Below are 13660 nucleotides of genomic sequence, written 5' to 3'. Positions count from 1 at the left end.
ATCAGTGCACGTCCGCGGGCGGTACGTCGAGTTCGCGGACGGCTTCCTGCGCGAGTGGAACCAGGCCTTCGCCACCTTCGGCAAGGTAGCTCTTCAGTTGGCGGCGCATGGCCGGATCCCAGAATCGCTTGAGGTGATCGCGCACGCTCGTCACCGCTGCCGCGTGATCGGGCTCGACGGTGAAATAGGTGGCGATGTCGTTCGCCATGGTGATGAGTCGTTCGATTCTCATGGGGTTTCGCGTGACTCTTCGGCTCGCAGACGTGCGGGGTGCGTGTAGACGTTGTGGCTGCCCGGACGGGCAAAGCCGACCAGCGTGATGCCCGCGCTGCGCGCCAGTTCGATGGCCAGCGCGGTGGGCGCGGAAATGGCCGCAAGCAATGCAATGCCGGCGCTGGCGGCCTTGGTGACCATTTCGTAGCTGGCGCGGCTGGTGACCAGGGCGAAGCCGTCGTTGACGTCGATGCCGGCGCGATGGATGGCGCCGATGAGTTTATCCAGCGCGTTGTGGCGGCCCACGTCTTCGCGAACGTGGAGGATGCGTCCCGTCGCATCCGCCCACGCCGCTGCGTGCACGGCGCCGGTGGCCAGGTTCATCGGCTGGCGCTGCTTCAGTTCCTGCAGCGCGTATTCCAGCGCGTCGCGTGACACGGTGGCGCCTTCGCCCACCGCCCCATCGTGGCGCACCGCGTTTTCCAGCTCTCGCGTGCCGCAGATGCCGCAACCGCTGCGCCCGGGCAGCAGGCGTTGCCGTTCCTTTTCCAGATGCGCGCCGGGTGCGTTGTCGGTCACTTGCATCGATAGCTCGATGCCTTCGATCAGCGCGTGCGTTTCCAACTGCAACAACTGCGATGGATCGTCGATCAGGCGTTCGGTCAGCGAAAAGCCCAGCGCGAAATCGTCCAGGTCGTGCGGCGAAGCCATCATCACCGCGAAGGTGGCGCCGTTGTAGACCATCGCCACGGGTACTTCCTCTGCGACAAAATCATTCTCGTGCGTGGACGTGCCGTGCCGCCACCGATCCACGGCGCGTACGGCATAGCCGCGCGATTCCTCTTCGTGTTCGATGGTGCTCAAGCAGGCTTCGCCGACTGTTCCAGCAGCGCCTCCTGGGCTTGGGTGAACGCACGATAGCGTTTCTGCCATTCGGACGGCTGCGTGACGCGCGTCACCTGCACGGCTGTCACCTTGTATTCGGGGCAGTTGGTGGCCCAGTCCGAATTCTCGGTGGTGATGACATTGGCGCCGGAACCCGGGAAGTGGAAGGTGGTGTAGACCACGCCCGGCTGCATGCGCTCGGAGACGACCGCGCGCAGCACGGTTTCGCCGGAACGACTGACGATGCCAACCCAGTCGCCGTCAGTGATGCCGCGCTCCTCGGCGTCGTGCGAATGGATTTCCAAACGGTCTTCGTCGTGCCACATCACGTTGGCTGTGCGGCGCGTCTGCGCGCCCACGTTGTACTGGCTGAGGATGCGGCCGGTGGTGAGGATCAATGGATGCTCGCTGCTCGCCTTCTCGGTGGTGGGCACGTATTCGGTCAACATGAAGCGGCCCTTGCCGCGCACGAATTCGTCCACATGCATCACCGGCGTGCCGAGCGGATGCTCGTCGTTGCAGGGCCATTGCACGGAGCCGAGCGCTTCGATCTTCTCGAAGCTCACGCCGTGGAACGTCGGCGTCAGCCGGGCGATTTCATCCAGGATCTGCGAGGCGTGCGTGTAGTTCATGGGATAGCCCATGGCGTTGGCCAGCAACTGGGTGATTTCCCAGTCGGCATAACCGCCCTTGGGTTCCATCACCTTGCGCACCAGCGACATGCGGCGCTCGGCGTTGGTGAAGGTGCCGTCCTTTTCCAGGAACGAGCTGCCGGGCAGGAACACGTGTGCGAACTTGGCCGTCTCGTTGAGGAACAGGTCCTGCACGACGATGCATTCCATTGCCGTCAGCGCGGCGGTCACGTGCTGCGTATCGGGGTCGGATTGCGCGATGTCCTCGCCCTCGATGTACAGGCCCTTGAAGCTGCCATCCAATGCGGCCTCGAACATGTTGGGAATGCGCAGGCCAGGTTCGCCCAGCAGCGGCACGCCCCAGGCTTCCTCAAACGACTGGCGCACGGTGGTGTCGCTCACGTGGCGATAGCCCGGGAACTCGTGCGGGAACGAGCCCATGTCGCACGAACCCTGCACGTTGTTCTGGCCGCGCAGCGGATTCACGCCCACGCCTTCGCGTCCGATGTTGCCGGTGGCCATGGCGAGGTTGGCAATCGCCATCACCGAGGTGGAACCTTGCGCGTGCTCGGTGACGCCGAGGCCGTAATAGATGGCGCCGTTGCCGCCGGTGGCGTAGAGGCGTGCGGCACCACGCACCACGTCGGCGGGAACGCCGGTGACGCTTTCCATCGCCTCGGGGCTGTACTTTTCCTGCGAGACGAAGGCCCGCCACTTGGCGAAGGCCTCGGGTTCGCAGCGCTGGGCGACAAAGGCCTCGTCGACCAGACCTTCGGTGACGATGACGTGGGCCAGCGTATCGAGCACCGCCACGTTGGTGCCTGGGCTCAGGCGCAGGTGGTAGTCGGCCTTGATGTGCGGCGTGCGCACCAGGTCGATGCGGCGCGGGTCGATCACGATGAGCTTGGCGCCGGCACGCAGCCGCTGCTTCATCTGCGAGCCGAACACGGGATGCGCATCGGTGGGGTTGGCGCCGATCACCAGCACCACGTCGGTGGCGCGGATGGAATCGAAATCCTGCGTGCCGGCCGATTCGCCCAGCGTCGCCTTGAGGCCGTAACCCGTGGGCGAATGGCAGACGCGTGCGCAGGTATCCACGTTGTTGTTGCCGAAGCCCGCACGTACCAGCTTCTGCACGAGATAGGTCTCTTCGTTGGTGCAACGCGACGAGGTGATGCCGCCGATGGCGTGCTTGCCGTATTTGCCCTGCAGGCGCTTGAACTCGCTGGCGACGTGCGCGACGGCTTCGTCCCAGCTCACCACGCGCCAGGGATCTGAAATCTTCGCGCGGATCATCGGCGTGGTTATGCGATCCGGATGCGTGGCGTAGCCGATGGCAAAGCGTCCCTTCACGCAGGAGTGGCCGTGGTTCGCGTGGCCGTCCTTGTTCGGCACCATGCGCACGATGTCCTGGCCCTTCATCTCCGCGCGGAAACTGCAGCCTACGCCGCAGTAGGCGCAGGTGGTGATCACGCTGTGCTCCGCCTGGCCCTTGTCGATCAGCGATTTCTCGGACAGCGTGGCGGTGGGGCAGGCCTGCACGCAGGCACCGCAGGAGACGCATTCGGAATCGAGGAAGCGGTTGTTCTGGCTGGCCGCCACCTTGGACTCGAAGCCGCGCCCCTGGATGGTGAGCGCGAACGTGCCTTGTACTTCATCGCAGGCGCGCACGCAGCGCGAGCAGGCGATGCACTTGGAAGGATCGAAGGTGAAGTACGGGTTCGATTCGTCCTTCGGCGAATACAGCGGATTCGGCTTTGTTTGAAGAGTGCGGCCATGGATGGCCGCTTCTTGATCTTCGCGCGCAGGGATGCGCGCATGAACATGATTGGCGCCCTCATAGCCGTAGCGCACATCGCGCAGGCCGACCACGCCGGCCATGTCCTGCAGTTCGCAGTGTCCGTTGGCGGGGCAGGTGAGGCAGTCGAGCGGGTGATCGGAGATGTAGAGCTCCATCACGCCGCGACGGATGTCTGCCAGCTTGGGCGTCTGCGTGGTCACCTTCATGCCTTCGCTCACCGGCGTGGTGCAGGAGGCGGGGTAGCCCTTGCGTCCTTCGATCTCGACCAGGCACAGGCGGCACGAACCGAACGCATCGAGCATCTCGGTGGCACACAGCTTGGGAATGCTGATGCCTGCCTGCGCGGCGGCACGCATCACCGAGGTGCCTTCGGGCACCTCGATGCGCCGTCCGTCGATGTCCAGTGACACCATCGTTTGCGACGTCGATTGGGGTGTGCCGAGATCGATTTCGACGATGGAAAGCATGTGGTGTCTCCTTGGAGCTTAAATCTTGTTCGCCGGCTCATTCCCCTCACCGTCATTCCGGCGCAGGCCGGAATCCAGTGCCTTTTTTGCCACGGCAAAGGAGCGGGAAGGCACTGGATTCCAGCTTTCGCTGGAATGACGGTGAGAAATAGGGGCGTTTGCGCAGGACATTGAGCAGGCTCTCACTGCACGGGTTCGGCCGTGCCCGCGAAATCTTCGTGGAAATGGTCCAGCGCGCTCAGCACGGGGAACGGCGCCATGCCGCCGAGTGCGCACAGCGAGCCTGCCACCATGGTCTGGCAGAGGTCGCGCAGCAGCACTTCGTCGCGCTGGCGTCCGGCGTTGTCGCTGGCCAGCATTCGGTCGATCACTTCCACGCCGCGTGTGGATCCGATGCGGCACGGCGTGCACTTGCCGCACGATTCGATGGCGCAGAACTCCATCGCGTAGCGCGCTTGTGCGGCCATGTTCACCGTGTCGTCGAATACCACCACGCCACCGTGGCCGAGCATGCCGCCAATGGCGGCGAAGCCTTCGTAGTCGATGGGTGCATCGAGCTGCGAGGCCGGAATATAGGCGCCCAGCGGACCGCCGACTTGCACCGCGCGAACGGGCCGCCCGCTGGCCGTGCCGCCGCCATAACCTTCGATGAGTTCGCGCAAGGTGAGCCCGAACGCACGCTCCACCAGGCCGGGACGCTTGAGGTTGCCGGCGAGCTGGATTGGCAAGGTGCCACGCGAGCGGCCGCTGCCGTAGTCGCGGTAAAAAGCCGCGCCCTTGTCGAGAATGATCGGCACCGACGCAAAGGTGACCACGTTGTTGATCACCGTCGGCTTGCCGAACAGGCCGTGGATGGCTGGCAGCGGCGGCTTCACGCGCACTTGTCCGCGCTTGCCCTCCAGCGATTCCAGCATCGACGTTTCTTCGCCGCAGATGTACGCGCCGCCGCCCAGCCGCACTTCCAGGTGGAAGGCCTTGCCGCTGCCGCGCACGTCGTCGCCGAGATAGCCGTTCGCTTCGGCGATGGCGATGGCTGCCTTCAGGGCGCGATGCGCGTGTGGATATTCGACACGCAGATAGATATAGCCGCGCGTGGCGCCCGCCGCGATGCCGGCGATGGTCATGCCTTCGATCAGCACGAACGGATCGCCTTCCATGACCATGCGATCGGCATAGGTGCCCGAATCGCCTTCGTCAGCATTGCAGGCCACGTACTTCTGCACGGCCTTCGCGTCGAGGCAGGTCTTCCATTTGACGCCGGTGGGGAAGGCCGCGCCACCGCGGCCACGCAGGCCGGAATCGGTCACGGTCTGCACGATGTCCGCACCGCTCATGCGCAAGGCGGCTTCCAGCCCGCGATAGCCGCCGTGTGCGAGGTAATCGTCAAGGCTGCGTGGGTCGATGATGCCGACGCGCGCGAAAGTGAGGCGCTGCTGGCTCTTGAGATACGCGATGGATTCGGTGGGGCCGAGCGCCAGCGCGTGGGCGCCGCCGTGCAGGAAGTCGGCGTCGAACAGCGCTGCTACCTCGTCGGGCTGCACGGGGCCGTAGGCGATGCGCCCTTCGGGCGTGGCCACTTCCACCAAGGGCTCCAGCCAGAACATGCCGCGCGAACCATTGCGCACGATGGTCACGTCGAGGCCACGTCTTGCGGCTTCCGCGGCGATGGTTTCGGCCACGGCTTCGGCGCCCAGCGAAAGGGCGCTTGCATCGCATGGCACGTAGACAGTGACGCTCATGAAGCCTCCGCAGCGAGCCAGGCATCGAAGCGCTCGGGCGTGACGCGCCCCTTCAACTCGCCATCCACCATCATGGCCGGCGAACACGCGCAGTTGCCCAGGCAATAGACCGGCTCCAGCGTGTATTGGCCGTCCTTGGTCGTCTCGTGAAAGTCTACGCCCAGGCGCTGTTTGACGTGTTTTTCCAGCGTGACGGCGCCCATCGCCTGGCAGGACTCGGCGCGGCACAGATAAATCACATGTTTCCCGGCCGGCTTCTGCCGGAAGTAGTGATAGAAGCTGATCACGCCATGTACATCGGCCCGCGAGAGATTCATCTCGCGGGCGATGAGTGGGACGGCGTCTTCGGGCACATGGCCAAGCGCATCCTGAATGCCATGGAGCACGGGAAGCAGGGCGCCTGGCACATCCTTCAGGCGCCCGGTGACTTCGAGAACCACGAGGCGCACGGACTCGGGAATGTCCGGAAGCGACGAACCAGTTACCGCGCGTTTCATGTTTCCACCATCGTCACTCGTGTCAGAACAAGGCCGCGGCCTTGGTGATCGCTATCCATACGCCGATCAGGAAGGGTATGCCAACCAGCGCCCAGGCGGCGAGGCCCATCGTGCCAAAACCACCGCGCGCCGCTTCCTGTGCGCGGGCGGACATGGCCGCAGGTTCGTGCTGCAGCGATTTCTCGCGCTCCAGCTCGGCATCGCTCATCAACGCACTTTCCTTCACCGGCTTGATGAGCGCGTTGCAGATCATGCCCACCAGCAGCAACACGGCAAGGATATAGAGCGTGCGATCGTAGACGAGGTTCTTCGCCACGCCGGCATCCAGCTGCGCCTGTCGCACGGCGGCGATCAGGAACGGTCCGGCGATGCCCGCCACCGACCAGGCGGTGAGCAGGCGGCCATGGATCGCACCCACCATCTGCGTGCCGAAGATATCCGACAGATACGCCGGCACCGTCGCAAAGCCGCCGCCGTACATCGACAGGATCACGCACACGGCGATCACGAACACGCCGGCCAGGCCCATGTGGCCTAGCGTGGGCAGCGAGCAATACAGCACGATGCCGAGCGCGAAGAAGATGAAGTAGGTGGTCTTGCGGCCGATGAAATCGGAAGTCGACGCCCAGGCGATGCGCCCGAGGCTGTTGAACAGGCTGATGAGGCCGACCAGTCCCGCCGCCGATGCCGCGATGGCTGCCTTCTGCGCATCGCTGAGCGTCACGCTGGCATCGAGGCCGAGCAGCTTGCCGCCGAACACATCCTGGAACATGGGGCTGGCCATCGACAGCACGCCGATGCCGGCCGTGACGTTCATGCACAACACCATCCAGATCAACCAGAACTGCGGTGTTTTCCAGGCGCGACTGAGGTGCACGTGGCGATGCGTGATCAGCTTGTTGGCCGAACCTGCCGGCGGCGTCCAGCCCAGCGGCCGCCACCCCGACGGCGGCACGCGGAAGCCGAAGGCGCCGGCGATCATCGCGACCAGGTAGATCACGCCCATGCACATCAGCGCGGACGACACGCCCGGCACGTCGCCGCTGGAAAACTTCTTCATCAGCGCCACGGCCAGCGGCGCGCCGATCATCGCGCCGCCGCCATAACCCATGATGGCAAAGCCGGTAGCCAGGCCGCGCCGGTCGGGGAACCATTTGATCAGCGTCGATACGGGCGTGATGTAACCCAGGCCTTGTCCTATGCCGCCGAGCACGCCGGCACCTAGATAGACCAGCCAGAGTTGGTGCATCGATACGCCGATGCCACCCACCAGCAGGCCGCCGCCCCAGCACAGTGCCGCGATGAAGCCTGCCTTGCGCGGGCCGGCATGTTCCAGCCACGCGCCCCAGATCGCCGCCGAAATGCCGAGCATGGCGATGAAGGTTTCAAAGATGTGGTTGACCGCGGGCACGGTCCAGTTGCAGGCCGTGGTGAACAGTTGCGCCAGGAAACCCAGCTTGGCGCAGGCGGCCGGATCGGCCTCCGTCAGCAGCTTGGTCATCGGCAACCAGAACACGGAGAAGCCGTAAGCCATGCCGATGCTGAGATGGATGGCCAGCGCGGCTGGCGGTACCAGCCAGCGGTTGAAGCGCGGCCCGGCAATGGTGCTTTCTCTGGACAGTGCGGACGGCTTTTCCCCGGCCGCATTCAGGACATCGGTTTCCGATACACCCACCATGAGCAATCTCCCCCGGTTGTCGCCCGGCCGCATGGCCAGGTGTGCCGCGCGATGTGTAGAGCTCCCGGGCCGGGCGCGCTACCCGACCATGGTCGAACGCGATGCTTTAAACCTGAACTATGCCAAGGTGGAACAGACCTTGTTGCTGCGACGCAACGGATTGTGACAATGGACGCGCACGGAACCCTTGCAATGTCACCTTGCTCACACCGAGCATGTGATGACGTCACCCATCCGTGTCCCAGGCCAGGCCGAGTATCTGCATGATTGGTTACAACGACGCCCTGCTTGCGCTGCTCCGGCATGCCCCACGGCTGGAGGCGGTCCGCTGCGCCACGGCCGATGCCCTGGGCAAGGTGCTGGCTGCCGACGTCGTGAGCTCCATGGACCTGCCGTCGTTCGACCACTCGGCGATGGACGGCTATGCCTTGCATGCCCACGGCACGCTGGCCGCCGGTTCCGAACACGCGGTGCACGGCTCTCAGGCAGCGGGCGATGCGTGGCGCGCGTCGAAGGGCATGGCCTGGGAAATCATGACGGGCGCGCGGATGCCCGACGGACTCGACACCGTTGTCCCCGTGGAACGCACCGAGCTGCTGGCGCGACACGACGATGGTTCGCCCGCGCGCATCCGGCTGCTCGACGCGCTGGGCCCCAAGGCCAATGTGCGCTACGCCGGCAGCGACGTGGCCAAGGGCGCGGTGGTGATGCGCGCGGGCACGCGCATCGAGCCTAATCACGTGATGCTGCTGGCAGCGCTTGGCATGGCACAGGTGGAGGTGATTCGCGCACCGCGTGTCGCCATCATCTGCACCGGCAAGGAACTGCAGGCCGACCTGGCGCAGCCGTTGGCGGACGGCCAGATCTACGGTTCCAATGGTCCATACCTCGTCGCCGCGTTTGCATCGTTGGGCGCACACGTGTGTTCCTGCGAAACCGTCGACGACAGCAGCCGCACCTTCGTGGCCACGGTGGAACGCGCGCAGCGTGCCGGTGCGGACCTGATCGTGAGCACTGGCGCCGTGTCCATGGGACGCTACGACTTCGTGCCCGATGCGCTGAGCGAACTCGGTGCGCGGGTGTTGTTCCACAAGGTGGCCATTCGTCCCGGCAAGCCGCAATTGGCGGCCGTGCTCGGCGATGCGGTGGTCTTCGCGTTGCCGGGAACGCCCATGGCAGTCGCCGTGGGTTTGCGCTTTTTCATCGCGCCGGTGTTGCGTGCCATGCGTGGGCAGGGGCCGGAGGCGATGGGGCGGGCGGTGCTCGACACACCGCAGCTACCGAAGGCCGGCTTGCTTCATTTCCTGCGCGCGACGGTGATGCCGGGCGATGACGGCCGCCTGCACGCGCAGGTGCTTGCGCAGCAGCAACCGTTTCGGATCCAGCCGTTTGCGCAGGCGAACGCATGGGTGCTGTTGTCTGACGACGCGGTGCAGGGCGCATGGGTGACCATCGCCGGCCTGCAACCGGAGACATCGCCGTTCGACCGAACCTATCCATCGGGAGCGTGATCATGAAACTGCAGATCGAAGGCCAGAGCCTGCGCGTGCGCGTCAACGAGGACGAACTGGCCCTGCTGTTGACCGAGCGGCCGGTGACGGGGCGCACGCGCTTCACCCACGACCTGTCGTTGTCCTGCACGCTGCGGGCTGTTCCGGGTGCCGCCGCCCGCTTCGGCGGAGAACCGGACGCCTGGACCATCGACCTGCCGCTGGACGACGTGCGGGCGCACGCGGCTCGCTTGCCCACGCGCGAAGGCCTGCTGTTCGAGCTGGAAAGCGGTGAGGGCGACCCGCTGGAACTGCTGTTCGACGTGGACGTGCGTGACAGCGTGCGTCACCGTCGCGACAAAAAATAATCACGAACGTTGACGTTGGTTGGGCTACGCTCGGCCCCTCCCGATCGAGCGGCATGAAAGGAGTGACACGATGGTGCGTCGGCTACTGCAAGGCCTTCTGGTGCTAGGTTCGGTGTTTGCCTCGGTAGCGATGGCGACGCCGGCCGAGCAGCGCATCACGGTGGCTGCGGCGGCGGATCTGCGCCAGGCGCTGGACGCGGTGGTGGCGGCGTATCGCCACGATCATCCCGACAGCCGCATCGATGTCACCTATGGTTCCTCCGGCAACCTGCTCACCCAGATCGAACAGGGCGCGCCGTTCGAGATCTTCTTCTCGGCCGACAGCAGCTATCCGCAGCAACTGGTGGAGCATGGCAAGGCCAGTGGAACACCCGTGCCTTACGCGTTCGGCCACTTGGTGATGTGGAGCGCGAGCATCGACATGAAAGGTGTGCAGGTGGCCGATCTGGCGCAGGCGAAGTTCGGCCGCATCGCGATCGCCAATCCGCAGCACGCGCCGTACGGCAAGCGCGCCGAGCAGGCGTTGCGCGCGGCTGGCATCTGGGATCAGGTGCAGTCGCGGCTGGTGTTTGGCGACAACATCGCGCAGACCGCGCAGTTCGCGCAGAGCGGCAACGCACAGGTGGGCCTGGTCGCCGAATCGCTGGTGATCGACTCGGCCGGAAAGGGCAGCTACGTCGCGGTGCCGCCCTCGCTGTACGAACCGCTCAAGCAAAGCTTCGTGATCACGCAGCGAGGCGCGACCAACGCGCTGGCCCAGGATTTTGCGCGCTACGTGCAGAGCGCGCCGGCCAAGGCCATCCTCTCCCGCTACGGCTTCAACCTTCCGGACGACACAGCCCGCTGAGCGCAGCCATGACCCTGCTGACGGAAGCGGACATCGAAGCGCTGGGATTGACGCTGCGACTGGCGTGCACGGTCACGTTCTTGTTGCTGCTGCTGGGCCTGCCGCTGGCCTGGTGGCTGGCGCATACGCGTTCGCGCTGGCGCCGCCCCATTGCTGCGGTGGTGGCCTTGCCCCTGGTGCTGCCGCCGACGGTACTGGGTTTCTATCTGCTGATGTTGCTGGGGCCGGACGGCGTGGTGGGGCGCGCGTTCGCTGCACTGGGCCTCGCGGCGCTGCCGTTCACCTTCAAAGGCCTGGTGGTGGCGTCCATGCTCTATTCGCTGCCGTTCGTGGTGCAGCCGCTGCACAACGCATTCGATGCCGTGGGGAATCGTCCGCTGGAAGTGGCGGCAACCTTGCGTGCCGGTCCGCTTGACCGATTCTTCAGCGTGGCGTTGCCGCTGGCATGGCCGGGCGTGATCACCGCAGCCGTGCTCGGCTTTGCGCACACCGTGGGCGAGTTCGGCGTGGTGCTGATGATCGGCGGCAATATTCCCGGACAGACGCGCGTGCTCTCCATGCGCATCTACGACCATGTGCAGGCCGGCGAATACCACCAGGCGAACGTGCTTTCGCTATGCCTGCTGGTGGTTTCCTTCGCTGCCCTGCTCGCCATGTCGCTGTTGCGCACGCGCAGGCCGACGCGTGACTGAGCCCCGGAACGATTCTCCGCATGGCCTCGATGCCAAGCTCGCGTGGCGCCGCGGTGCGCTCGCCTTCGATATCGATCTGACCTTGCCGCCGCAAGGCGTCACCGCCTTGTTCGGCCCCTCGGGCGCGGGCAAGAGCAGTTGCCTGCGTGCCATTGCCGGCCTCGAGCGCGACGCCGTGGGGCGCGTGAGTTTTGGACAGACCGCCTGGCAGGACAGTGCGCATCGCGTGTTCGTGCCCACGCATCGGCGGCGCATCGGTTACGTGTTCCAGGAACCGAGCCTGTTCACGCATCGCACCGTGGCCGGCAACCTCGATTTTGGTTATCGCCGCGCGGGTCGGCCATCGCATCTGGACCGCGACGGCCTGATCGACCGCTTCGGCTTGCGGCCACTGCTGGAACGCCGCGTTGGCGCGCTGTCCGGCGGCGAGCGGCAGCGGGTGGCGATGGTGCGGGCGCTGCTTTCCGACCCGGCCTTGCTGATGTTCGACGAACCGCTGTCGGCACTCGATGGCGCCGCCCGCGCCGATCTGCTCGAATGCCTGGAATCGCTGCATGGCACGCTGCAGATACCGATGATCTACGTGAGCCACAACGTGGACGAAGTGGCGCGGCTGGCGGACCATTTGGTGCTGATGGAAGCGGGCCACGTGGTGGCGCAGGGCGCGCTGCAGGACACGCTGGCGCGGCTGGATCTGCCGCCGGCGCTGGGCGAGGCCCTGGGCGCGGTCATCGAAGGGCAAGTGGTGGGCTATGACGCCCATGATCAGCTGATCGAGTTGGATTTCCCCGGGGGGCGGCTGTGGCTGCCTTATCGCCACGAAAGCGTGGGGCAGTGGCTGCGATGCCGCATCGGCGCCCGTGACGTGGTGTTGACGACCCTGCCGCAAACCGGCACCAGCGCCCTGAACCAGCTGCCTTGCCGGATCATCGCCGTGGCCGACGCGGACCATCCGGCGCAGGTTCTTGTGCAACTGGATGCGGGTGGCTGCGTGCTGCTGGCGCGCATCACGCGGCGCTCGTGGCATGCGCTGGGGCTGTCGCCGGGCAACCAGGCGTGGGCGCAGGTGAAAGCCGTTGCGCTCGGTGTTTGATCGACGCGGTATGCTCAACCCCATGCGGTCGCCATTCTTTGCATGATCAAAACCATGAGCGAATTGACCAGCGTCAGCCAAGCCGAAGCCTTGATCGCCGAACACATGCCTTCGTTCGGCAGCGAGCGCGTGCCTCTGGACGTGGCGACAGGAAGGGTGCTGAGGCAATCGGTGCGCGCCGAGCACGATCATCCGCCGTTCGATCGCGTGATGATGGACGGCATCGCCACGCGCTGGTCGGAGGCCATGCCGCGCCGACTGCACATCGCGGGCGCGCAGATGGCGGGCATGCGCCGGCAGGCGCTGCCGGCTGGCGATGCCTGCCTGGAAGTCACCACGGGTGCGATGCTCCCCGAGGGATGCGACTGCGTGATTCCCATCGAGCAGTTGCAGCGAGACGGTGAGGACTATGTGCTGTCCGTCGACTGCCAGCCGCTCGCCGGACAGTTCATTCATCGCCGTGCTTCCGATTGCGCGGAAGGCACCTTGTTGCTTTCTTCGGGTATGCGTTTGGGCCCGGCCGAAATGGCGCTGCTGGCGGCGAACGGCGTGGCGAACGTGGAAGTGGCCGTGATGCCGTCGGTTGCCATTGTGTCCACCGGTGATGAACTGGTGAATGTGGACGAGCCGCTGGGCGAGGGACAGATCCGCCGTTCCAACGACACCGCCGTGCGCTCCGCACTGCAGCTGGACGGGCTGGCGCGCGTGGCGATGGAACACATCGTCGACGACGAAGCGGCCACGCGCGATCGCATCGCCGACCTGCTGGATCGCCACGACGTGCTGTTGCTCTCCGGCGGCGTGTCGATGGGACAACGGGACTACGTGCCCGCGGCGCTGGCGGCGCAGGGTGTGCAGAAAGTGTTTCACCGCATCGCGCAGAAACCCGGCAAGCCAATGTGGTTCGGCATCGGGCCGCGGGGACAGGTAGTGTTCGCCTTGCCCGGCAATCCGGTGTCGGCGCTGGTGTGCGCCACGCGCTATGCGCGGCCCGCGTTGCTGATGGCGCAGGGCATGCTCGCTCCCGCGCGGGAGTACGTGGTGCTCGATGCCGAGGTCGACATCCACCCCATGCTGGTGAGTTTCATGCCGGCGCGCGTGCAGACGGATGCGCAGGGACGGTTGATGGCCTATCCGGTGCCTTCGAAAACCTCAGGCGATTTTTCATCCCTGCCTCGCACGCAGGGATTCGTGCAGCTGCCGCCGGGCAAGGGCAAGGCCCCCGCCGGCAGCGTGGCGGCGTTTTACCGGTGGTGAG

The 13660-nt window shown here is 65.6% G+C and carries 12 protein-coding genes; 6 read left to right on the top strand and 6 right to left on the bottom strand.

Annotation, left to right across the window (positions count from 1 at the left end):
* Position 1: 1 nt before the first annotated feature.
* The 6 genes from ABIC75_RS04245 to ABIC75_RS04220 form a co-directional block, all read right to left on the bottom strand.
* Positions 2–232 carry a formate dehydrogenase subunit delta gene (locus ABIC75_RS04245; RefSeq protein WP_354012600.1) on the bottom strand — a complete coding sequence of 77 codons (231 nt, stop codon included), beginning with the start codon at positions 230–232 and terminating at the stop codon, positions 2–4.
* Positions 229–1077 carry a formate dehydrogenase accessory sulfurtransferase FdhD gene (gene fdhD / locus ABIC75_RS04240; protein WP_436407869.1) on the bottom strand — a complete coding sequence of 283 codons (849 nt, stop codon included), beginning with the start codon at positions 1075–1077 and terminating at the stop codon, positions 229–231. The genes ABIC75_RS04245 and fdhD overlap by 4 nt, the downstream gene beginning before the upstream one ends.
* On the bottom strand, positions 1074–3998 hold the full coding sequence (gene fdhF, locus ABIC75_RS04235; RefSeq protein ID WP_354012599.1) for a formate dehydrogenase subunit alpha: 2925 nt from the start codon (positions 3996–3998) through the stop codon (positions 1074–1076). The genes fdhD and fdhF overlap by 4 nt, the downstream gene beginning before the upstream one ends.
* 182 nt (positions 3999–4180) lie before the next feature.
* The gene (locus ABIC75_RS04230; RefSeq protein WP_354012598.1) at positions 4181–5737 is read right to left on the bottom strand and encodes a formate dehydrogenase beta subunit; all 1557 of its coding nucleotides are present in this window, start codon (positions 5735–5737) and stop codon (positions 4181–4183) included.
* Positions 5734–6234: a formate dehydrogenase subunit gamma gene (locus tag ABIC75_RS04225; protein ID WP_354012597.1), complete on the bottom strand. Its 501-nt coding sequence runs from the start codon at positions 6232–6234 to the stop codon at positions 5734–5736. The genes ABIC75_RS04230 and ABIC75_RS04225 overlap by 4 nt, the downstream gene beginning before the upstream one ends.
* A gap of 22 nt (positions 6235–6256) precedes the next feature.
* Complete coding sequence (locus tag ABIC75_RS04220; RefSeq protein WP_354012596.1) at positions 6257–7912, bottom strand: OFA family MFS transporter; 1656 nt, start codon at positions 7910–7912, stop codon at positions 6257–6259.
* A gap of 263 nt (positions 7913–8175) precedes the next feature.
* On the opposite strand from ABIC75_RS04220, the gene ABIC75_RS04215 reads away from it, so the two are divergent.
* The 6 genes from ABIC75_RS04215 (at position 8176) to ABIC75_RS04190 (ending at position 13659) form a co-directional block, all read left to right on the top strand.
* Complete coding sequence (locus tag ABIC75_RS04215; RefSeq protein WP_354012595.1) at positions 8176–9423, top strand: molybdopterin molybdotransferase MoeA; 1248 nt, start codon at positions 8176–8178, stop codon at positions 9421–9423.
* A 2-nt stretch (positions 9424–9425) separates the two neighbouring features.
* On the top strand, positions 9426–9770 hold the full coding sequence (locus tag ABIC75_RS04210) for a hypothetical protein (protein ID WP_354012594.1): 345 nt from the start codon (positions 9426–9428) through the stop codon (positions 9768–9770).
* 70 nt (positions 9771–9840) lie between these two features.
* Positions 9841–10617 carry a molybdate ABC transporter substrate-binding protein gene (modA, locus tag ABIC75_RS04205; protein ID WP_354012593.1) on the top strand — a complete coding sequence of 259 codons (777 nt, stop codon included), beginning with the start codon at positions 9841–9843 and terminating at the stop codon, positions 10615–10617.
* Positions 10618–10625: 8 nt separating this feature from the next.
* The gene (gene modB / locus ABIC75_RS04200) at positions 10626–11309 is read left to right on the top strand and encodes a molybdate ABC transporter permease subunit (protein ID WP_354012592.1); all 684 of its coding nucleotides are present in this window, start codon (positions 10626–10628) and stop codon (positions 11307–11309) included.
* Positions 11302–12402: a molybdenum ABC transporter ATP-binding protein gene (gene modC / locus ABIC75_RS04195; protein ID WP_354012591.1), complete on the top strand. Its 1101-nt coding sequence runs from the start codon at positions 11302–11304 to the stop codon at positions 12400–12402. Before modB ends, modC begins: the two co-directional genes overlap by 8 nt.
* 54 nt (positions 12403–12456) lie before the next feature.
* Positions 12457–13659, top strand: a complete 1203-nt coding sequence (locus tag ABIC75_RS04190; protein WP_354012590.1) for a molybdopterin molybdotransferase MoeA — start codon at positions 12457–12459, stop codon at positions 13657–13659.
* The last annotated feature ends 1 nt before the right edge of the window (position 13660 follow it).

This window comes from Dyella japonica, from assembly GCF_040545895.1.
GTDB lineage: Bacteria > Pseudomonadota > Gammaproteobacteria > Xanthomonadales > Rhodanobacteraceae > Dyella > Dyella japonica_D.
Note: the sequence above shows the minus strand (reverse complement) of the source record. Positions and strands in the feature narration are given on the sequence as shown.